The organism is Plesiomonas sp. ISS29 (genome assembly GCF_056522795.1).
Genome location: NZ_JAWRZQ010000001.1, coordinates 2,828,368 through 2,848,722 on the forward strand (window position 1 = coordinate 2,828,368; position 20,355 = coordinate 2,848,722).

Below are 20,355 nucleotides of genomic sequence, written 5' to 3' on the forward strand. Positions count from 1 at the left end.
CCGCATAGGCTACACTGCAGCTATTAATTTTAGACAGTAAAATATCAACAATAATAGAACGAAATGATTGTGATACGCTGCCTTCTCGCTTTTTCTTTATATTTCATACAGTTTTCATTTGCGCATGCTATTGTGTTAACTGAGATTCCTTTGGATAAACCGGAAAAGCCATTACTTGATGCTGAACAGTTATTAAAGACACAGCCTCAAATGGCGATTAATCGCCTTGACCAGTATTTAAATAAACCAAATAATAACCTATCAACCAACACCACGGTTCGTAACTTAAATCCCCAACATGTGAAACAATATCAACAGAATATTTTATATTCATGTTTACTTAAAAGTCGGGCTTTTGCCAAGTTAGGGGATAATAAGCAAGCGATAAATACGATCGATAGTGTGATTACGCGCACAAAGAATCAACAGCATGATCTTATTTATTTTGATGCACTACTAACAAAGGCTGAATTAATCTGGCAATTTACCCACGATAAGAGTAAAGCACTGCCTGAATTACAACCGCTTGAACAATTACCTGAAGGAGTAAACTCCACAACAGATATAACAGTACGTTATCATTTGTTGCAGGCAAAAATAGCGCTCAATAACACCTTGACTCAATCACCGAGTCAGGATGTTTTTCAGTATGCCAAACAGCAGTTGTTATGCGCACAAAAGCTGCTTCCTATGATGAAGTATCCATCATCACGCATTAATTACTATCTCATTGCCAGCCAGCTGCATTTGCTAGAACAAGAGCGAGATTTAGCTCAAGAGAGCCTGATAACCGCGCTAAGTCTTTCAATGGAGTTTGACCAACCTGATCTGTTGGCTGTTACACAGCTGCAACTAGCCCAATTCTATTTCACCTTTGGCAGCTACTCCCTAGCACTTAATTATGCAAATCAGGCAGCTAATTTTTATCAGGCTACTCAGGATAAAGTCTCTCTTGCCAGCACATTGAAATTAATCGGCCATATTCACCGAGTAGAAAATCGGCTAAATTTAGCACTGGTCAGTTACCTGAATGCGATGGATATTGAAAATTCGTTACCGAATGGAAGCAAGCTAATTGGAATAAAAATCGGAATTGGGTATATCTATTTAAATACTGGTGAGCCGCTCAAAGCCGAAGAGTACATAAAGCAAATTGAACAAAACTTAAACGAAGATAAAAACTCACGTGAGTTATACCCGCCTTTTTTACTGTTAAAAGGTGATTGGTTATTACATTCAGGCAACATTGAATCAGCACTTGATTTAATAAAAAAGGCAATAATTAAAATACCTGAATCAGAATTAAATACCCGCCTGTATGCTTATGAGTTACTGATTAATGCATACAGAAAAAAAGGGAACGATAAACAAGAAAATCTTTATCTGCACAAAAAAATTACGTTATTACAGCAAATTCAAAAACAACGACTGTTTTTTAATACTGAAACACTTAAGCAACGTGAGAAGTTAGTCACGAAAATTAACACTGAACAACTACTCAATGCCAACTATCACGCAATCAGTGCACAAAAAGAGGAAGCACAAAAGTTTAATCGGGTGCTCTTGTGTATCATCCTGATTTTACTCGGTGTGACTTGCTATTTCTTGGTACTAACACCCGCACTGCGTACAAAGCTCAGACGCGTGCGTAAAAGCCACTATTTGCATCCGCGCAGCGGATTACCGAACCAGCGCTGTATGTACGCCCGCCTGCCTAAACAGTTGCAGCATACGCTGAACTTGTGTGAGCAAGCCATGGCAACACAAGCGGCAGATCCATCTGCAGATACAGAGCTGACAGACCCGTTTACCATGTTGCGTTTAAATGTGGCCTTTATTCACTTGCACTGGCTGTCAGAGCTGAGCCAGAAAATTGAAATCGGCTTCACTGAATCGAGCAAAATAGAGGCTGAGTTGGGGCGGTATTTGTACAGTACACTCGGTAATAACATGCTCGGTAATAACGGGCAGATTTTTCAGGTTAGAGATGGTACGTTTTTGTATATTCAGCAGCAACACGGTGAACAGGGCAGCACTGATCCCGAAACGTTTTGTGCCTCTATTTTGTCGGTGTTTGAGCAGTTCCCTGGGTATACCGCGCCCGCAGGCACTATCAGTATTGGCGCATGTCAGTACCCTTTCCTGCCACGAGCAACCTCTGGTGTAAACCTTCCGCAGTTGCTGAATATTTTGCAGCTGGCGCTGTGTGCAGCAAAAGATCTTAATTTGCGTAGCAGGCTAGATAACTGGGTTTTCCTAATGCCGATTCAGCGGGCCACACCAGCCTGTTTTCAGGGCGATTTACATACCGCCTGTATTGAGGCCATCCGGCGCGGATTGGTCAAGGTGCTGCACTTGCAAACCGATTACAGTATTGATTGGTCAGCCGTAGAGCACATAAAGTCACAAATTCACTCTGAAGAAAAATCCAAGGATGCCGATAATACGTTGTGATGCCGTCTCAACATTTTAGCCCGCGACACCACGCAGGTACGGCATATGCATGCATATTTATAGGCTCAGGTTGATAGGATCAAGCAATGGATGACGTGAATGGATAGTGAAGTTGATTTGCGCCAACAATTAGCTCAGCTCGAAGAGAGCTACCAGCGGCTATCAGGAAAACACTCGCGCGAAAGTGAGCTACTGCGGCGTGTGCTCGGGCGTGTCACCCAATCTCTGGAGGGCGCTGATAGCGAGCTTGATCGCATTTTAATTGATATCCGCATTGACCTTGATCGCGCTAAAGAAACATCGCTGATGATCCCGCGTTTGGCCTTACTTGAGCGGCTTGCCTTCAAATTCAGCCAGCAACGGGTAGCCCAACAGCAACGGCTGAACGAGGGTATAGCACAGGCCGCCGAGTGTCTGAAAACTACCGCCGTACTCTCGCCGCAATTACGTCAAGATGCTGTACTGCAACTGAGCACGCAGCACACACCAGATCTGACTCTGCGCATTGAGCGTATCCTGCACTTATTCAGCCGTGCCGTACGCATGCTCGCGGCATTGGGTGAGCAACATGCCGAGCAGCCCTCACACACTACGCTGACGCTGGATATCCAGCAAAAAGTCTCTGATGAACTGCAACACCTGATCTCTGAACTCGACTTTGATGCAGAGATAGGCCAGCGGCTGCTTGAGATCCGCAACCATCTGCTGATTGGTACCGATGCCGCTCAACTGATTCAGTACAGTTTTGACATTATTGAACTGATATTACAGGGAACACGCAGCGAAAGGCGCAGTTCACACCGTTTTCTGGCTAGCCTAAATGATGATCTGGGCATGCTGCACCACAGCATGAACAAATCAGTTGAACATGCCTATCTTGATCACCACAACATGCAACACCTGAATCAAGAGATGCAAAATACCCTCAACACGCTCGAACAGCCGCAAGCGCTTTCAGCCAGTCAAATCCAGCAGGCCGTGCAGACACTGCTGCAGCAAACACAGCAGCATCAGCAGCTTTGCCAGCAAATGCACACGACGATTGAACGCATCCAAAGTAATGAGAATGTGCTCTGCACTATTCTTGAGCAAACCACCGATTACCGTAACCGCCTACTCGATCAGCAACATCGCCTGTTTTTAGATCACCTGACCAAAGTGTATAACCGCGCCGCACTGCAAGAGCGGCAGGATCTCGAATATAAACGCTGGCAGCGCTACCGGCAGCCCTTGTGGTTTGTCATGGTTGACCTTGACTGCTTTAAAACACTTAATGACACTTACGGCCATTTAGCGGGCGATAAAGCCCTGAAAATAATCGCCCGCGCTATTCAGCAATCACTGCGTGAAACTGATTTTATCGCCCGGTACGGCGGAGAAGAATTTGCGCTGATTATTGCTGACTACTCTGAAACGGAAGTGACACTGAAACTTGAAGAGATCCGTAAAAAAATTAAGCGCTTACCGTTCAAGTTTCGTGATGATAACGTCACCATCACCGTATCACTAGGAGCCAGCTGTTTGCAGGATGCTGACAGCATTAACACCTGGGTTGAACGGGCCGATAAAGCGCTCTATCAAGCAAAAAATCAAGGTAGAAATCAAATCTTCATATTTTGAGAGTTGGCATATGCGCCTTAGCGCGTTAACGTGTAGCACACGGGTGGGGAAGTTATGACCACCGAACGCACGATCAGCCCGCATTTCGGCCTCAACAAGCCAACAGTACACTGCGATCGTTGTTATTTGAAAGGAGTCACTTTGATTACACATCTCAACCCCATTGGCGCTATGGATCAGCTCTCACAACTCGAAGTTGATATGTTAAAGCGCACTGCCTCAAGTGAGCTGTATCAAATTTATCGCAACTGTTCACTGGCGGTATTAAATTCTGGCAGCCATACAGATAACAGTCAGGATCTACTGCAAAAACACCATGATTTTGATATTAATGTGGTTCGCCGTGAGCGCGGTGTCAAACTCGAACTGATTAATCCGCCCGAAACTGCATTTGTTGATGGAAAGATAATCCGTGGCCTGCACGAACATCTGTTTGCCGTGCTGCGTGATATTTTGTTCGTCAACGCCCAGCTCAACTCGCACATTACTCAGCTAAACCTGCACGACTCCACCCACATCACCAATTTCGTCTTTGCGCTGCTGCGTAATGCAAAACTGCTGCATACCGGTGAATACCCGAACACCGTGGTCTGCTGGGGCGGGCACTCAATTAATGAGAAAGAGTATCTGTATGGCCGTTTAGTCGGCCACGAACTGGGCCTACGTGATCTGAACATCTGTACCGGTTGCGGCCCAGGAGCAATGGAAGCGCCGATGAAAGGCGCAGCCGTTGGCCATGCCAAACAACGCATCAAAACCGGCCGTTTTCTGGGTATCACCGAGCCTTCCATCATCGCTGCTGAACCGCCAAACCCGCTGGTCACCGAACTGACCATTATGCCGGATATTGAAAAGCGCCTCGAAGCGTTTGTACGCATGGCGCACGGCATTATCATCTTCCCGGGCGGAGTGGGTACAGCCGAAGAGCTTTTATACATTTTAGGGATAATGATAAACCCAGAGAACAGCCACCAGCCAATGCCGATAGTCTTAACCGGCCCGAAAGAGAGCGAAAGTTACTTCCAATCGCTGCACGAATTTATCGGCGCAACCCTTGGCGCTGACGCGCAATCACGCTATCAGATAGTGATTGATGATCCGGTTAAAGTGGCGCAGATCATGAAAGAGGGCATGACAGCAGTGAAAGAGCACCGCATGGAAACCGGCGATGCCTACAGCTTTAACTGGTCATTAAAAATTGAACCGGCCTTCCAGCAGCCATTTGAACCGACCCATATCAACATGAGTCAGCTCAACTTACACCTTGATCAACCTGCCGAAGCGCTAGCTGCAAACCTGCGTCAGGCGTTTTCAGGCATTGTAGCGGGTAACGTCAAAGAGAAAGGCTTGCAGGCTATTGCCGCGCATGGCCCGTACCAGATTGATGGCGATAAAGCCCTGATGCGCCGGATGGATAAACTGCTGGAAAGCTTTGTTCAGCAGCACCGGATGAAACTGCCAGGCTCAACTGCCTATGCCCCGTGCTATGAAATCATCACCTGATATTCTGCCGACGTAATTTGCGCTCACCGCGCTAGCTCAGTACCATCGGATATTATTCCTGATCCGATGGTACTTTTTCATGGCGATTCACTTACTGGTCGTTGATGCGCTCAATCTTATCCGGCGCATTCATGCCGTACACGACAGCGGCAACAAACCGGTCGATATGCCGCGCTGTATCGAACAGTGTAGCAACGCCCTCAGCACCCTCTTACAACACACTAAGCCAACCCATGCAGTAGCCGTATTTGATTCTCCAGAGCGACTCAGCGGCTGGCGACATCAGCTATTGCCAACCTATAAGCAGGGCCGCTCCCCGATGCCCGATGCACTGGCTGCCGCACTCAGCCAATTTCAAGATGCCTTTGCACAGCACAGTGTCAGCTCACTGACTGCACACGATAATGAAGCCGATGATCTGGCCGCCACACTGGCATGCCAGATAAGCTCACGCGGCCATCAGGCCACTATTGTCTCAACCGATAAAGGCTACTGCCAGTTACTCGCTCCGACCCTGCAAATCCGCGACTACTTTCAAAAACGCTGGCTGGATGCGCCGTTTGTCGCGCAAGAGTTCGGTGTCAGCCCTGCACTACTGCCAGATTACTGGGGGTTAGCCGGTATCAATAGCAGTAAAATCCCCGGCATTCCGGGTGTCGGCGGGAAAACCGCCGCTACCTTGCTGCAACGTTATGGCTCGCTAGATGCGGTACTGGCCGCCACCGATCACCCACCCGCGCTGCTAAAAAAAATACAACAACATGCGGAACTCGCACGGTTAAGCCGGAAAATTGCCTCGTTACAACAAGATTTACCATTGGGGATCAATCTGCAACAGCTACGCTGCTGATCCCCCCTTTTACGATATAAGGCTCATCACAACATCAGTACTTGCGGCAACGTTCACTTCGGCAATGTGCACCACACATAACACGGCAGATAAACCTACGCATAAAAAAATCCTGCGGCACAAGTGCAGCAGGATTTTTTTCACGGAGTATTTACTCCACTGAATCGCTATATTACATAGGATTAAACAGAGTTACACAGCCAGCTCATAACCGAAACCGCGCTTACTCATCATCGCGGTAACTGCGGTACGCATTCGCTTTCGGGCTGACTGCTACCCACATACGGCGAACATGCACAGTCACTTCTTCACGATCATGGTACAACTGTTTAGCCGCAATCTGCACATTTATACCTTTGTCTTTGAGTGCCAAGTGCAGTTTTTCCAGAATATGGTTAACTTCTTCATAGCGCTTTTTCATCGGCAGCTTGAGGTTAAAAATGGCCTCACGACACCAGCCGTTAACCAACCATTCGGTCATTCTGGCAGCAACTTTGGCCGGTTTCTCAACCATATCACACACCAGCCACGCGATATTCTGACGTGGCGGCTCAAATTTAAAGCCATCCTCGCAAATATGGGTCACTTGGCCGGTCATCATCAGGCTCTCTGCCATTGGGCCATTATCTACCGCATAAACAAACATGCTGCGTTTTACCAGCTGGTAAGTCCAACCACCTGGGCATGCACCCAGATCGACCGCCCACATTCCTGAGCCTAAACGCTCATCCCACTCATCATGCGGGATAAACAGATGAAATGCTTCTTCCAGCTTCAGCGTGGAACGGCTTGGTGCATCGGAAGGAAATTTCAGGCGCGGAATACCCATGTAAAACGGCGAGTTATTATTGCTGTACGAGTACCCGACATAACAGCAACCCGGCGCAATAAAGAACACGTGCAGCACAGGGCGATAAGGGTTCTCTTTAGGCAGCAAAATACCGGCACTGCGCAATGCACTGCGTAACGGCACAGAGAATTTACGGCAGAACTTGGTCAGCTCTTTCGCTTCATTAGTGTCAGGCACTTCAACACGCAACTCACCTGGCCCGTCAATCACATTGGTCAGCATACCCACTATCGGGGTAATCCGGTCTTCTGCCGGCAAGTTTTTCAGCAGTTCACCTACCACCAATATCTGGCGGGCAAAAATCAGCTCTTTAAACGGGACAAGCTGCGCTAATTTATCTGCATCTTCATACTGATAGCATTCAAACAGCACATAACCACTGTTATCTTTCACACGCGGGAAACCGTATACCCCGTGTTGTGCTGCTTTATCGGTAATCTCTGCCGCACACTCTTTTTCAAAGCCTGGACGACAATACAGCGCCAGTTTATTCATGCGCGGTTCTCCTCAAACGTAATAGACCAGTGAACAGTGTCAGCCAACCGGCCAGAAAACTCACGCCCCCAAGCGGGGTTACCCACACCAGCGCTGATTGCTGAGTGAGTGCGTAGCCATATAAACTGCCACTGAATAATAAAATACCTAATGCAAACAATAATCCGCTGTAAACAAACTGTTTTTGCGTATATTGCAGCGATATAATGCCTGCCGCCAGCATAGCGACAGTATGAAACATCTGATAATTCAAGCCGGTTTGGATCAGTGTCATCTGCTCAGGCATCAGCATGCGGCTCAGAATATGCGCACCAAATGCACCGAATGCCACCGTAAAAAAGCCGCTGATCGCGGCCAGTGGCAACACCAGATTACGTAATGTCATCTCAGCTGACTCCCTGATTGGTTAAAACAAGCGCCTTCATCGCACATCACCCGTTATTTTTGCCCTGAAATATCAGATATCAATACAGTATCTGTGCGGTATATATCAGGAAAAACGGCTGCGCAGCGTCTCTTGTTCTTGTTGTGCCCGTAGCAGCATCCATTGCCGAAAGGCGGCTATTTTACCCAGTTCTGCCTGGCTGTCATGGCAAACCACATAAAATGCGTTTTTACTCATCAAGAGATCATCAAATGGGCAGACCAAACGCCCCGCTTTCAACTCAGGCTGCGCCAGCACATTGTTGGCCAGTGCAACGCCCTGTCCGTGAATCGCCGATTGCAGTACCAGTGCCGTATGGCTAAAAATCGGCCCCTGATTGACATTAATATCTTGCACCCCCAACTGCTTGGTAAACGCTTGCCAGTCGCGGCGCGAGGTATCATGCAGTAGAGTGTAGTAACGTAAATCACTCGGTGTCAGTAGCGGGTGTGCCCCGCTTAACAGTGCCGGAGAGCACAGCGGGATCAGGTATTCGTTACAGAGCAAATCAACCCGTAACCCAAACCACTTACCGCGCCCGTAATAGATAGCCACATCGACATCGTCAGTCAGTGAGCCTTCATCAATATCAACCGCCTTAATCCGTACATCAATATCAGGATGGGCCGCATTAAAGTCAGCCAAGCGTGGAACTAACCATTGTATCGCAAAACTGGCCGGAAGGCTGACAGTCAATGTGCCTTTTGCCGTGCGGGCCAGTAATTTTTCAGTTGCCTCTGATAACGCACTGAAAATTTCTTTCATATCCAGAAAATAGGCTTGCCCCTCTTCTGTCAGCAACAGTGAGCGGTTACGTCGCCGAAATAATTTTAACCCTAAAAACTCTTCTAATCCCTTAATTTGGTGGCTAATTGCCGCCTGAGTTACAAACAGCTCTTCAGCTGCACGGGTAAAGCTTAAGTGGCGCGCCGCTGCTTCAAAAACCTTTAAAGAATTTAGCGGTGGAAGTCGTCTTGACATGACCGTAACAATTCCAAAACATATTAGATATTCTAATGTCCGGTATTATAATTTGTCCGTTGTTGAAGGGCTAGCAAATCCCTATAGTGGCTCATGCAGGGTAAGCCTAAACGGCAAGTGTTTCTGCGGAAATGCTTTAGGGTTACTGCTTGCAATGTTGTGTTTGCACGTTATCTGGGAAACCAGATAGGTGGCGAAAGCCACTATGTTTCACTTCCTGTACAAATTTTGACCCTATCTGTCAATAGTGAATTCTTTTTCTGCACTGCCTCTGGCGGTGCGTTTTTTTATCTGCCGATTGCCCACACTCTCTTTTATTTCCCTGATAAACACGCTTTTTTTGTATGCACTTTTCTTGAGTTTCCGGTTTGACCCTAAATAATTTATCGCTATGGGATCAAAACAGCAGCCTGCGGTATTCACAGCAAACTTGCACTCAGCGCTAATTCACGCCAAGATCGCCCCGTATTCTCTTTGGTTGACACAATTTCATGCCCATGACTTTTACCTCTTCGCATACCGCGCTGTTTGACCCACTCACCTTTCGCCAGCAATTTCCGGCACTGCGCGATAATGAAACGGGGATCTACCTCGACAGCACCGCCACCATGCTCAAACCACATCCGGTTATTGAGGCGGTCAACACGTATTACTGCAGCAACAGTGCCACGGTGCACCGAAGCCAGCACGCTGCCGCAGCCAATGCAACGCAAGCCTTTGAACAAGCGCGCAGTACATGTGCGGCATTTATTAACGCAAAGAGTGCGCGCAATATTGTCTGGACACGTGGAACAACCGAAGCGATTAACTTAGTGGCACAGGCCTATCTGCGCCCACGGTTGCAGGCCGGTGATGAGATTTTGGTCGGCGAGATGGAGCATCATGCCAATCTTGTGCCCTGGCTGTTGCTGGCTGAACAGACCGGTGCGAAAGTCGTCAAACTGCCGATGACCGCGCAACTGCACCTAGACTTGAACGCTTTACCCGCTCTGTTCAGCCCGCGCACAAAACTGGTGGCTATTGGCATGGTGTCAAATGTAACCGGCAGCCGGCAACCGGTTGAACCGATCATTGCCGCTGCACATGCAGTAGGTGCGGTAGTGATGCTTGATGCAGCCCAAGCGGTGGCGCATGAAGCGCTCGATATGCAAACGCTAGATGCTGATTTCATCGCCTTCTCTGCCCACAAATTATACGGCCCGACTGGTGTTGGCGTTCTGTATGGAAAACCGGAGCGGCTTGCCAATATGCAGCCGTGGCATGGCGGCGGCAAGATGATCAGTAAGGTCAGCTTTAGCGGTGTTACGCTGGCAGATATTCCGCAACGCTTTGAAGCGGGTACGCCAAATATTGCCGGGATTCTGGGCTTTGGCGCGGCATTACAGTGGTGGCAACAGCAAGATTGTGCCGCCGCCGAGCAATATGCCTGCCAGCTAGCCGCAGACACCGCCCGCCAGATGCAGCAGATAGCCAGTGTCCGGCTGTTCCGACCATGCAATGCCAGCACGATTATTGCCTTTACGGTAAATGGTGTGCACCACACCGATCTCGCCACTCTGCTGGCAGAGCAGGGCATCGCACTGCGGGCAGGCGTTCACTGCGCCCAACCACTGACCGAGGCATTAGGCGTTTCCGGCACGGTACGCATCTCATTTGCGCCCTACAACACCCCGCAAGATGCAGCACACTTTCTGCAAGCATTGCGTTATGCCATTGATTTACTGCACGAGGAATAACATGTATCCACACCCGTTTGGCCATGAGATTAGCTGGGATGCTCTGCAACAGCGTTTTGATGCCTGCCGCTTGTGGGAAGATCGCTACCGTCAGCTTATTTTACTGGCGCGGCAACTGCCCGCACTGCCTGCCGAGGCCAAAACCGAGCAAATTGCGCTGGCTGGTTGTGAAAACAACGTCTGGCTCGGCCATCAATTACTGGCCGATGGAACGCTGCATTTTTATGCCGACAGTGAAGGCAGGATAGTCAAAGGGCTACTGGCGGTAGTCCTAACATTAGTTGAAGGAAAAACACCAGCAGCACTATTGCAAGTTGATTTACCTGCCGCTCTGCAACAGATAGGCGTCGGCGACACGCTTTCAAGCAGCCGATCTCAAGGGATCGCCGCGATCGCCGCACGCATACAGAGCACGGCGAACACGTATTTAGCCTAAAACGATATTGCGATCACCGTAGCAACAGCCATCACCGCAACACTCATTTTGTTTCGTTGTCGCTACCCTGATCCTGAGCGGCGAACGGGTTACCCGCCGCCGCAAACGGATTGCCCGCACCAGCAAAAGGGTTGTTTTGCGGCGAATAAAAGCTGCCGAGTGGCGACATTTTCATCGCCTGCTCTGACATCTGGCTCCAAAACTGCATCTGTAGTTTCTGCCAGATAGCCTGATGGTTCTCTGTCAGCTCCGCCAGCTCCTGCGGCGTTAAATCCAACTCAACCCGTAATTTCATCATCTCACTCCTTGTTTTGATGCACTCTGATGCTGCGCCACGTTCCGGTACAACATCAGTAATAATCGTGGTGTTGCGGTAGCAATAACGGCTACACCGTAGACTGTTTCAGTGCCGCCCTTGCCAGTAAACGCTGGATCACCCGTGACACAGCAATAAACCCAAAACTGGCTGTAACCATAGTTGCCGCACCAAAACCCGATGCACAATCCATCCGCTTTGGCCCTTCGGCAGTCTGTTTTACCGCACACGCAGAACCATCCGCTTGCGGATAGATCAGATGTTCGGTTGAGAACACACAATCAATGGCAAACTTACGCTTCGGGTTCTTACTGAAATTGTACTCCTGACGCAAAATAGTGCGCACTTTAGCAGCCAGCGGATCCTGAATGGTTTTGGTTAAATCAGCCACCTGAATCTGGGTCGGGTCAATTTGACCACCTGCCCCCCCGACCATAATCACCGGAATTTTGTTGCGTTTGCAATAGGCCAGCATCGCCGCTTTCGGGCGTACACTGTCAATCGCATCAATCACATAATCATAACCACGGCTCAAATACTCAGCCTGATTATTTGGGGTAATAAAATCATCAATCAGCGTAATCTGACACTCAGGGTTAATGGCACGAATACGCTCAGCCATCACCTCTATCTTAGGTTGCCCAACCGTACCGCTCATGGCATGGATCTGACGATTAATATTCGTGACACACACATCATCCATATCAATCAGCGTCATCGCACCAATCCCCGTGCGCGCCAAGGCCTCAGCCGCCCATGACCCCACCCCGCCAATACCGACCACACAAACATGTGCCGCACGCAACACCTCAGTTTGTGAATGGCCATATAAGCGGGCAGTACCACCAAAACGCTGCTGATATTCAGCCGATGCGGTGGCTTGGGGAACTTGCTGCTCAGACATGAAAACGCCTCATTACTTACTAATAGAACATCAAACAGAAAAAACAGGCCGCAAATCAGAGAGTGCGGCCTGTCACAGGCAATCGTGTATTTACCGCCGATAATCTACACTTAAAGCAGACCGTCTTGCGGAGATTTTAACACCCATACACGGCCAAAGTGCTGATAAAAACCGGCTTCTCTGCCCGCTTCATCGCCCACACCGTGGTAAATATCAAAATGATTCCCCTTCACCGCGCCGCCCACATCCAGCGCCAGCATCAAACGCAAATGGTGTTTTCCTGTCCATTCGCCCTTGGTATTGAGCTCGGGGATCTCCGCCAGCAACACACTGCCAGCCGGAATTAAACGCTTATCGGCCGCTACAGAAGCCTTAGCCACCAGCGGAATACCGCTCGCCCCAACTACCGGTGTTGCCGCACGTGAAGTAAAATAGACATACGAACGGTTCTGCTCAAACAGCTCACGCGCCTGTGCAGGGCTGTGGCTATTAACCCACTCACTGATCGCCGCCAGTGACATTTTCTCACGCGGCACTTCGCCCCGCTCAATCAGCACCTTACCAATACTGGTATAACCGTAACCGTTTTTACCGCTATAACCAAAATAGACCAGCGGCTCACCGTTCTCAAAATCAACATAACCACTGCCCTGCACTTCCATCATAAAGTTATCTAATAAGGAAGCACTGTAGGCCATCTCAAGCCCCTTTCCCTGCAACGCACCATTGTAAATCTGCTCACGGGTAAAACGGGCGTTCCCTTTTGGCAACTTATACAAAGGGAAGCGGTAAATCCCCTCTGGCCGGTGGCGCGCTTTGAGCACCGGTGTGTAGTAACCGGTAAACATCACATTACCGTAATTGTCACCACCCGACATCTGATACGGGCGAACCCCAAACTGTGCCAGTTTTTTCGGATCAGCGCCTGCATCCAGCCAACGGTAAAGGTCTGAGTAAGTCTGCGCATTTTTACGGTGTAACGAAGATGAGCCAAACTTAATATTTTCTACCTGACGTGAAAAATCAGCAGCATTCACCGGCGTCTGGCTACTGTTAACCTGTTTCACTGGTAGCAGAGGTTGGGTAAACAGACCGTCTTTATACTGCTGCCCCCGCGTTGGTTTACTCTGCTCTGTTTGTGGTGTTTTTTGCGCACACCCCACCAATCCTATGGCCAATATTGTCGCGCTAAGTACAACGCGTAACGGAAAACGCAGCACCTGAAACTCCATGCTCAATAAAATAAAAAACGATTATATTGGATAGAAAACAGAAAATAACAATTAACTGATAAATAAAATGCTGAAATAAAGAGCAATAAAGAAAATCGGTAAATAAACCAAGCCTTTTAAGGCCACGATTGTATCGGCCAAAATAGCACAAAAAATCGGCGAATTACGGGGTAAACCCACCAATCATGCGCTATTTAAGGTATGAAAGTGCATCTTGATGCATTAAAAGCACATGCTGTTGAATTCAAGCTGAATAGTTTTCACCCAGTATTAAGTCTAAATCGTGCTATTAAGATGTTTAAAGCAACCATTCGATATTACGGAAATGTTTATTTTGTGTTACCGTTAAATTTATAAAATACGTACAATTTACGATGTTTAACGGAACACCGTAGCCCAATCAGCCACAGACCCATATTAGTTTGAGTAAGGATGCTCAGATGCCATTACACCACCAGCCCTTTAAAATCAGCCTGCAAACGCTCTGTAATCTGCAGTCCGTTGAGTACCAATGGATCCGGCATCTCGACAGTGAAGGCTTACAAAAGCACGATATTGAGTCTGCCATTTTGCGCTGCCTTGGTGGTGATGAGCGCAGCGCAGAGCTGCTACACAAAATAGCACTCGGCCAATCAGAAACCGAACAACTACTGCGCTATTTATCCCCTTCATAAGTATCAGCTCCGTGCTTGCAGCGCTCTGGCCTTATCAAGGTTTTGGTTTTATTACTGAAAAAGCTTGTATTAAATCACATCTCGCGTATGATTCATCTCAACAGACGCGGGGTGGAGCAGTTGGTAGCTCGTCGGGCTCATAACCCGAAGGTCGTTGGTTCAAATCCAGCCCCCGCAACCAGATCCTTATTTATGCCTTAGATATTTATCTAATGCCTAAATATTTAAATAAGAAAGCCACCTCAGGGTGGTTTTTTTATGCCTGAAATTTGGCATCCCTTCTTTCTGCTTTACCTCTACCGTTTTCCAACCCGTAACACGCCCTTCAACAATAATGCACCGAACATAATCTCCGCTTTCACACACAATTTCTTTTTTTACTTTCCCTTACTAACCACGGTTATTCAGTACATTTTTTGCTGCGCTTTTTGCTGCTCTTTTCGCTTTAAAACTACGTTTACATCTAACCTTAGCTAACAACACATATCAACAACACAAAAAACCATAAAATAAAACCTTCACAGCACTAAAAATCCTACATATTGGTGGATAAAGCATGACGTAGTTAAAATTTACGATTAGTCATACATTCTTACCTTTAATTACGTGATCAAAATCAATTTTTATCTTTTCACGCTGCTTATGCTGCCTCTATATCTTGTGCGTATTACTTATGCACGCTGACAGTGAATGCGTAGTTTTATAGCTAAACCTCATATAGCTGTGACACACGAGTTCCCCTGTCTATCTGTTTTTATTTTGTTATTGCAACGCAATATTTTGGAGAGGGCTGATGACAACACCAACCGATCACACCACTGAGCAAAACAAACCCGTACGCTGGGGCGCATACGTAGCCTTAATATTTGCTCTGGTCTTCTTTTCCGGCGCAATGAAAAGCAGCGGATGGCAGGGTGTTTTTGACTTCACCACCCTCAATGGCGCATTTGGTAAACTCGTTTCCGGCGCAAAACAAGTGGGTGATAGCGTTCAAGTCTCTACCTCGACCCTGCGCGGCGCGGGGGGCGACGGTGCAATGGAAGGTTTTCTGTTCGCCTTTGGCCTGATCCCGACCGTTATGTTTGCACTTGGCGTTATCAACGTGCTTGAGCACTACGGCGCACTCGATGCCGCACGTAAGCTGCTTTCGCCACTGCTACGCCCACTGATGGGTGTTTCCGGCAATACCGGTCTGGCACTGATTGGTAGCCTGCAAAGCACCGACGTTGGCGCCTCCCTGACCCGCTCTCTGGCTGATGACAAGCAAATCACCGAGCGCGAAAAAGATGTTTTTACCATGTTCCAATTTTCCGCCGGCGCAATGCTGGTTAACTTCTTCTCTTCCGGTGCAGTGCTATTCACACTGGCGGGCAGCGATGGCAATTTAGCCGTTCCGGCCTCTATAGGTACCTGTGTCGCGGTGATGTTTGTGATGAAAATTGTGGGTGCGAACCTGTTCCGTCTGTACCTAAGAGCCACTGAAGGTAACGGTGACAATGAGCAAGACACTCAGTCAGAAAAATCACACGCATAAATCACTGGCCTAATTACAAGAAGGATTAACCGATGAGCACACAAACTAAACCGATGATCACCGATATCTTCGTTGCCGGTGCGCGTAAAGGCTGGAACATTGCCACCACTAGCACCGTTCCCAATATTTTGATGGCCTTTGTCATCATCAAAGTATTGAAAATTTCCGGAGCGCTAGAGCTGATGGCCACCATTTTTGAACCTGTGATGGGCCTATTCGGCCTGCCGGGTGAAGCGGCTGCTGTTCTATTGGGCGGCTGGATGTCAATGGGTGGCGGTGTGGGTGTTGCCGTAAGCCTATTTACTGACGGTACACTAACCGGTGAGCATCTGGCGATTTTAGCCCCTGCCATTTATCTGATGGGCTCACAAGTGCAGTATGCCGGCCGTATTCTGGGCGTTATCGGCACACGCGCCAAGCTTATCCCTGTCATGATCGGTATTTCCGTACTGAATGCGTTCGGTGCAATGCTGCTGATGCGTGTCATTATCTGAATCGCGATAGAAGTTGAGGACAACACGAATGCAACTAGAAGCCTATTTAGCAGAACTCAAGCCACTGATTAACGTTGATTGTGGCACCAGTACCGTCGAAGGCGTGGCTGTTATTGCCGATATCATGGCACAAAAATACCGCGATCTGGGTTGGAAAACCGAGGTGGTTAATCTGGGCACACAAGCTGGCCCAGGTGTAGTTGCCATGAATAAACCGGATGCTGACCAGTTTGATGTGGTACTGATCGGCCATATGGATACCGTGTTTCCAGTCGGCACTGCAGCCGAACGCCCGATGAGCACCGATGCGCAACGCGCGTATGGCCCGGGGGTCTCTGACATGAAATCAGGTTTACTCAATATCGTCTGGGCTCTGCGCAATTTAGATCAGGAAACATTAAACCGCCTTTCTATCTGCGTGATCATGAATCCTGACGAAGAGATCGGCTCGATTCACTCGCATGAATGGATCGCATCACTGGCTAAAAAAGGCAAATGCGTACTGGTTGCAGAAGCTGCGCGCGCTGATGGCTCGCTGGTGAAAGCACGTAAAGGCATGGCTCGCTATAAAATGACTTTCAGCGGCAAAGCGGCCCACGCCGGTAACGAGCCGGAAAATGGCCGTTCAGCCATCAGCGAAATGGCGCACTGGATCATCGCCATGAATGATCTAACCAACTTTGAATCGGGTACAACGCTCAATGTTGGTATCGTCAAAGGCGGAAACGGCGCAAACATTGTGCCTGATCATGCCGAACTGCTGGTTGATATCCGCTTCTGGGATAACGCCGAATACGCCGATGTACACAACGAGCTGATCACGCTGCAAAGCAGCCCGTTCATTGATGGCGTAAACATCGCTATCGAACGCGAAGCGCACAAACCGGCTATGACTCCGTCAGCCGAGACCGAGCAGTTGATGGCGCTTGTTGAGCGCTGCGGCGCAGAAGAAAATATTGCAATCAGCTGGAAAGCTGTCGGTGGCGGCTCTGATGCTAACCTCACCGCTGCGCTGGGCATCCCTTCTCTGGATGGCTTTGGCCCTGTAGGTGCCGGTTTCCACAGTGCTGATGAGTACCTTGAGCTGGATTCTATCCTGCCACGTGTACGTCTGCTGCAACGCGTGCTGCGCAACCTGTAATACCCGCCGCGCACAGTAAAGACCATGACGGGCAGCCTATAACGCTGCCCGTTATTTTTGCTGCTACAGCCATTTCACCCATAAAAAACAGTCATTTACCTGATTGCTAAAAAATTTAATGCGTGAGCGTTTTTTTACATTTTTTTACATTTATAAGCGATAGGCTTCCCCATCTCCCTTTCAAAGATGCGGGTTACAATGGCTAGTTATATTAGAGTTAACAATTTTAGCAACAGAAAAGAATTTTCTTTACCTGACAGTAGCGCGGATAAAAAAAATAAAAATATTATCGCCTTAAATTTCAGTAGCATCAGATCAGATAGAGGTATATCGCCCTCAAAATCTGAAGTTTTGTTTACCGGAAAAGAAAAACGCTTTGACGTAGATGTCAAAAGCAAAATTGAGCAAAATAGAGGTAAGACGTACTCTATAGGTGACATTCTTAACTTCAAAAATCAAGTTATTGACATTGCTCAGATAGCTTTTGACAACAGCAGCCCTGCTTTAAACCAGATTAAAAACACAATCAAACTCCCTGACATCACAGCGGTGAATTGCGACATGCCGGCGTCGCACAAAGAAGTTTGCATGGCAAGTAAAATGCAAAATATCGTTATTAGTCATCTTGCCAATGATTTAAAAAGCCGCAATAACCTCTCTATGAGTGAGGCTCGTCTAGCGGCGGCTGACATTTATAAAAAAACTCGCGTCACCTATCTCAATGACCGCCCGTGGACGACGATTGAAAAAACATTCATCCAAAACAACAATGAGTATATCAGCCAGCAGCGGCCAGCAGCAGAAATGAAAAAAGGCGAGCATGATATTTTCCCTACCTCTTATAACGGTAAGGGGGTCAACTGTTGGGATACAAGCAATGCAGAACATGCCAGTAATCTCTGGAGCTCAACGGTAAGCGTCAAAACTCAGGATGGTAAGGAAAAGGAGCTGTTTAGCGGTATACGTCATGGTGTGCTTTCACCTATTGGGGTAAAAAACCAGCAGGAGCGACATCTTGGGGCGGTGAACAGAGCGAAAGAGGTTGTTAGTGCTGCGCTTTTTAGCAAACCAGCTCTCCTTGAGCGTGCTTTAAGTGGAGAAGTCGTGCCTCTTCGGTTGGTATCAACATCGCTACTCACACCGACAAGTTTATTCGGCAAAGAGAACATCATGCTTCGTGATCAGATCCACGCCTGGCAGACATTGAATCAATTAGGCTCGCCACTTACGCTGGATATAAAAGATACCAGTGGTAACCTGCGTAAGGTTAAAATTGCCTTTGAAGCGGCGGCCTTCAATTTTGGGGTCAATGAGCTGTCACTTAAATTTGGCCTTGGCAATAAAACATCAGATAGCTATAACCACCCTGCCTTACAACAATTATTAGGCAAAGATTTAAAGCCAGGATCCGAACCCGGTGGCTGGGTTGGGGAGTATTTGTCAAAAAATCCGAGTAATGCAGGGCTGGTAAAAGAGCTTAGCCAGCAAATTAAAACGATATGGAAAAATAAATCACATCGTAGTGATAACGGAGAGCCTTACAAACTCGCTCAACGCGTGACCATGTTGGCTAATGAAATTAACAGCGTTCCTTGCTGGAATTGTAAAAGCGGTAAAGATCGTACTGGTATGTTGGATGTGGAAATAAAGCGGGAAGCGATCTCTTTATATCAGGGAAATCCTCTCAGTAAACCGGGCAGCTCTCTCGATCACAACGGAAAATGGTTGCTTAAGAAGGTACTCCTTAACTCTGGTAATCTTGAGGTTCAGGCCCAAAATACCGGTTTAGCAGGAAATAAAATCCTTAAGGACGTAGGTATATCATTGTTAAACTTATCTTATAGACATCGAATCGGCGATGATGATGCTTGGTGGAAGTCTCAGGGCATGTCTAAATTTGTCTCTTCGTAGGGTAGCCATGTACTCTTGGCTTCTTTTTCCCGCGTTTTCACGGAAAACAGCACTTACCGGCATAAAAAAACTAGAGCCTTACTTTGCATAGTGATGCAAATCACGCTTTTCATCTACGATAACGTGATATGAATCACAAAAATAGAAACAAATAATTTAACCATTAAAAATCAATTATTTATAAAGGTAACAAAATCTTTCGATAAGTAACTAATTGCGATAAAGTCAAACCTCTACCCCACATAAACACTACGGTGATGGCATGCAGAGGTTACTACTATGATGATGATTGTTTCAGGTATTATGTTTGTTCTGACAATGGCGCTGTTTACCAGCTACTTTATTGTAAACGCACGTCTGTCACGCCAATGGAATATCCTGCCAACCAAACAGGAATACCTGAAAACGCATCCTAGTTGTGAATACCTGAGTAAAGTGAAATGCAATCACTGCCACAGCCGTAATATTCACAATGTCGGCGTTGAACGTGCATACTCTTACCGCCGCCAGCACGTATGCGGTAGCTGTGACAGCGCCCTGTTCCGCAGTGAATCTTACCAATTCCCGGGGATCAGCAATATTTACCCGTTTGCACAAAATAATGAAGTGCAGCGCTAATCTGGTGACATAATCGGTGTTGTAACACAATAATTGCCCGATACTGAATTAAGCCACACCCAGCAGTATCAGTAAAAATAAAAGCCACTCGGAAAAATACCGCGGTGGCTTTTTTATTTATGCGGCTTCGTCTCCTACTTATTTCGCTTTTATTTCTCTCTCACTGTGTTCTAGCAGCTCTC

18 protein-coding genes and 1 tRNA gene are annotated in these 20,355 nt (G+C 47.7%); 13 read left to right on the forward strand and 6 right to left on the reverse strand.

Going from position 1 to position 20,355, the window contains the following annotated elements:
* The first annotated feature begins 132 nt into the window (after positions 1 to 132).
* The 4 genes from AC1HDJ_RS12705 (at position 133) to xni (ending at position 6,427) form a co-directional block, all read left to right on the forward strand.
* On the forward strand, positions 133 to 2,454 hold the full coding sequence (locus AC1HDJ_RS12705) for a hypothetical protein (RefSeq protein WP_479536101.1): 2,322 nt from the start codon (positions 133 to 135) through the stop codon (positions 2,452 to 2,454).
* A gap of 99 nt (positions 2,455 to 2,553) precedes the next feature.
* Positions 2,554 to 4,074 (forward strand): GGDEF domain-containing protein, encoded by a 1,521-nt coding sequence (locus tag AC1HDJ_RS12710; protein ID WP_479536102.1) that lies wholly within the window; start codon positions 2,554 to 2,556, stop codon positions 4,072 to 4,074.
* Positions 4,075 to 4,215: 141 nt separating this feature from the next.
* Entirely contained in the window at positions 4,216 to 5,577 is a 1,362-nt protein-coding gene (gene ppnN / locus AC1HDJ_RS12715) for a nucleotide 5'-monophosphate nucleosidase PpnN (RefSeq protein WP_438622799.1), read from the forward strand.
* Between the two features lie 79 nt (positions 5,578 to 5,656).
* The gene (gene xni / locus AC1HDJ_RS12720) at positions 5,657 to 6,427 is read left to right on the forward strand and encodes a flap endonuclease Xni (protein ID WP_479536103.1); all 771 of its coding nucleotides are present in this window, start codon (positions 5,657 to 5,659) and stop codon (positions 6,425 to 6,427) included.
* A 223-nt stretch (positions 6,428 to 6,650) separates the two neighbouring features.
* Here xni and rlmM read toward each other — a convergent pair whose 3' ends face one another.
* From rlmM to AC1HDJ_RS12735, 3 genes are all read right to left on the reverse strand, one after another.
* On the reverse strand, positions 6,651 to 7,772 hold the full coding sequence (gene rlmM / locus AC1HDJ_RS12725) for a 23S rRNA (cytidine(2498)-2'-O)-methyltransferase RlmM (RefSeq protein ID WP_479536104.1): 1,122 nt from the start codon (positions 7,770 to 7,772) through the stop codon (positions 6,651 to 6,653).
* Entirely contained in the window at positions 7,765 to 8,157 is a 393-nt protein-coding gene (locus tag AC1HDJ_RS12730) for a DUF423 domain-containing protein (protein ID WP_479536105.1), read from the reverse strand. The genes rlmM and AC1HDJ_RS12730 overlap by 8 nt, the downstream gene beginning before the upstream one ends.
* 105 nt (positions 8,158 to 8,262) lie before the next feature.
* On the reverse strand, positions 8,263 to 9,177 hold the full coding sequence (locus AC1HDJ_RS12735; RefSeq protein WP_479536106.1) for a transcriptional regulator GcvA: 915 nt from the start codon (positions 9,175 to 9,177) through the stop codon (positions 8,263 to 8,265).
* A gap of 497 nt (positions 9,178 to 9,674) precedes the next feature.
* On the opposite strand from AC1HDJ_RS12735, the gene csdA reads away from it, so the two are divergent.
* Both csdA and csdE read left to right on the forward strand, forming a co-directional pair.
* A complete protein-coding gene (csdA, locus tag AC1HDJ_RS12740) occupies positions 9,675 to 10,913 on the forward strand; it encodes a cysteine desulfurase CsdA (protein WP_479537148.1) in 1,239 nt (412 codons plus the stop codon).
* A gap of 1 nt (position 10,914) precedes the next feature.
* Entirely contained in the window at positions 10,915 to 11,349 is a 435-nt protein-coding gene (gene csdE, locus AC1HDJ_RS12745) for a cysteine desulfurase sulfur acceptor subunit CsdE (protein WP_479536107.1), read from the forward strand.
* A gap of 43 nt (positions 11,350 to 11,392) precedes the next feature.
* On the opposite strand, the gene AC1HDJ_RS12750 is transcribed toward csdE, so the two are convergent.
* The 3 genes from AC1HDJ_RS12750 to mltA all read right to left on the reverse strand — a co-directional run bounded on the left by AC1HDJ_RS12750 (position 11,393) and on the right by mltA (position 13,789).
* Entirely contained in the window at positions 11,393 to 11,647 is a 255-nt protein-coding gene (locus AC1HDJ_RS12750) for a hypothetical protein (protein ID WP_479536108.1), read from the reverse strand.
* A gap of 88 nt (positions 11,648 to 11,735) precedes the next feature.
* A complete protein-coding gene (gene tcdA / locus AC1HDJ_RS12755) occupies positions 11,736 to 12,569 on the reverse strand; it encodes a tRNA cyclic N6-threonylcarbamoyladenosine(37) synthase TcdA (protein WP_479536109.1) in 834 nt (277 codons plus the stop codon).
* 110 nt (positions 12,570 to 12,679) lie between these two features.
* Positions 12,680 to 13,789, reverse strand: coding sequence for a murein transglycosylase A (gene mltA, locus AC1HDJ_RS12760; RefSeq protein WP_479536110.1), 1,110 nt, complete (start codon positions 13,787 to 13,789; stop codon positions 12,680 to 12,682).
* A 452-nt stretch (positions 13,790 to 14,241) separates the two neighbouring features.
* Between mltA and AC1HDJ_RS12765 the strand changes: the two genes are divergently transcribed.
* The 7 genes from AC1HDJ_RS12765 (at position 14,242) to AC1HDJ_RS12795 (ending at position 20,173) form a co-directional block, all read left to right on the forward strand.
* Complete coding sequence (locus tag AC1HDJ_RS12765) at positions 14,242 to 14,475, forward strand: hypothetical protein (protein ID WP_479536111.1); 234 nt, start codon at positions 14,242 to 14,244, stop codon at positions 14,473 to 14,475.
* Between the two features lie 105 nt (positions 14,476 to 14,580).
* Positions 14,581 to 14,656: transfer RNA gene (locus AC1HDJ_RS12770), tRNA-Met, on the forward strand.
* Positions 14,657 to 15,268: 612 nt separating this feature from the next.
* Positions 15,269 to 16,009, forward strand: a complete 741-nt coding sequence (locus tag AC1HDJ_RS12775) for a nucleoside recognition domain-containing protein (protein WP_479536112.1) — start codon at positions 15,269 to 15,271, stop codon at positions 16,007 to 16,009.
* Between the two features lie 32 nt (positions 16,010 to 16,041).
* Entirely contained in the window at positions 16,042 to 16,503 is a 462-nt protein-coding gene (locus AC1HDJ_RS12780) for a YjiG family protein (protein ID WP_438622787.1), read from the forward strand.
* A gap of 28 nt (positions 16,504 to 16,531) precedes the next feature.
* Positions 16,532 to 17,644, forward strand: coding sequence for a M20 family metallopeptidase (locus AC1HDJ_RS12785; RefSeq protein WP_479536113.1), 1,113 nt, complete (start codon positions 16,532 to 16,534; stop codon positions 17,642 to 17,644).
* A gap of 198 nt (positions 17,645 to 17,842) precedes the next feature.
* Positions 17,843 to 19,555, forward strand: coding sequence for an inositol phosphate phosphatase SopB (locus tag AC1HDJ_RS12790; RefSeq protein ID WP_479536114.1), 1,713 nt, complete (start codon positions 17,843 to 17,845; stop codon positions 19,553 to 19,555).
* A gap of 279 nt (positions 19,556 to 19,834) precedes the next feature.
* On the forward strand, positions 19,835 to 20,173 hold the full coding sequence (locus tag AC1HDJ_RS12795) for a hypothetical protein (protein ID WP_479536115.1): 339 nt from the start codon (positions 19,835 to 19,837) through the stop codon (positions 20,171 to 20,173).
* Positions 20,174 to 20,355 lie beyond the last annotated feature (182 nt).

What these genes read in the sequence shown, in the direction of transcription:
- rlmM (WP_479536104.1), bottom strand. Translation starts at nt 7,772, where the DNA reads ATGAATAAACTGGCGCTGTATTGTCGTCCAGGCTTTGAAAAAGAGTGT.
- AC1HDJ_RS12730 (WP_479536105.1), bottom strand. Translation starts at nt 8,157, where the DNA reads ATGACATTACGTAATCTGGTGTTGCCACTGGCCGCGATCAGCGGCTTT.
- AC1HDJ_RS12780 (WP_438622787.1), top strand. Translation starts at nt 16,042, where the DNA reads ATGAGCACACAAACTAAACCGATGATCACCGATATCTTCGTTGCCGGT.
- AC1HDJ_RS12790 (WP_479536114.1), top strand. Translation starts at nt 17,843, where the DNA reads ATGGCTAGTTATATTAGAGTTAACAATTTTAGCAACAGAAAAGAATTT.
- AC1HDJ_RS12735 (WP_479536106.1), bottom strand. Translation starts at nt 9,177, where the DNA reads ATGTCAAGACGACTTCCACCGCTAAATTCTTTAAAGGTTTTTGAAGCA.
- AC1HDJ_RS12785 (WP_479536113.1), top strand. Translation starts at nt 16,532, where the DNA reads ATGCAACTAGAAGCCTATTTAGCAGAACTCAAGCCACTGATTAACGTT.
- tcdA (WP_479536109.1), bottom strand. Translation starts at nt 12,569, where the DNA reads ATGTCTGAGCAGCAAGTTCCCCAAGCCACCGCATCGGCTGAATATCAG.
- AC1HDJ_RS12775 (WP_479536112.1), top strand. Translation starts at nt 15,269, where the DNA reads ATGACAACACCAACCGATCACACCACTGAGCAAAACAAACCCGTACGC.
- AC1HDJ_RS12710 (WP_479536102.1), top strand. Translation starts at nt 2,554, where the DNA reads ATGGATAGTGAAGTTGATTTGCGCCAACAATTAGCTCAGCTCGAAGAG.
- AC1HDJ_RS12795 (WP_479536115.1), top strand. Translation starts at nt 19,835, where the DNA reads ATGATGATGATTGTTTCAGGTATTATGTTTGTTCTGACAATGGCGCTG.
- csdA (WP_479537148.1), top strand. Translation starts at nt 9,675, where the DNA reads ATGACTTTTACCTCTTCGCATACCGCGCTGTTTGACCCACTCACCTTT.
- xni (WP_479536103.1), top strand. Translation starts at nt 5,657, where the DNA reads ATGGCGATTCACTTACTGGTCGTTGATGCGCTCAATCTTATCCGGCGC.
- csdE (WP_479536107.1), top strand. Translation starts at nt 10,915, where the DNA reads ATGTATCCACACCCGTTTGGCCATGAGATTAGCTGGGATGCTCTGCAA.
- AC1HDJ_RS12765 (WP_479536111.1), top strand. Translation starts at nt 14,242, where the DNA reads ATGCCATTACACCACCAGCCCTTTAAAATCAGCCTGCAAACGCTCTGT.
- AC1HDJ_RS12750 (WP_479536108.1), bottom strand. Translation starts at nt 11,647, where the DNA reads ATGATGAAATTACGGGTTGAGTTGGATTTAACGCCGCAGGAGCTGGCG.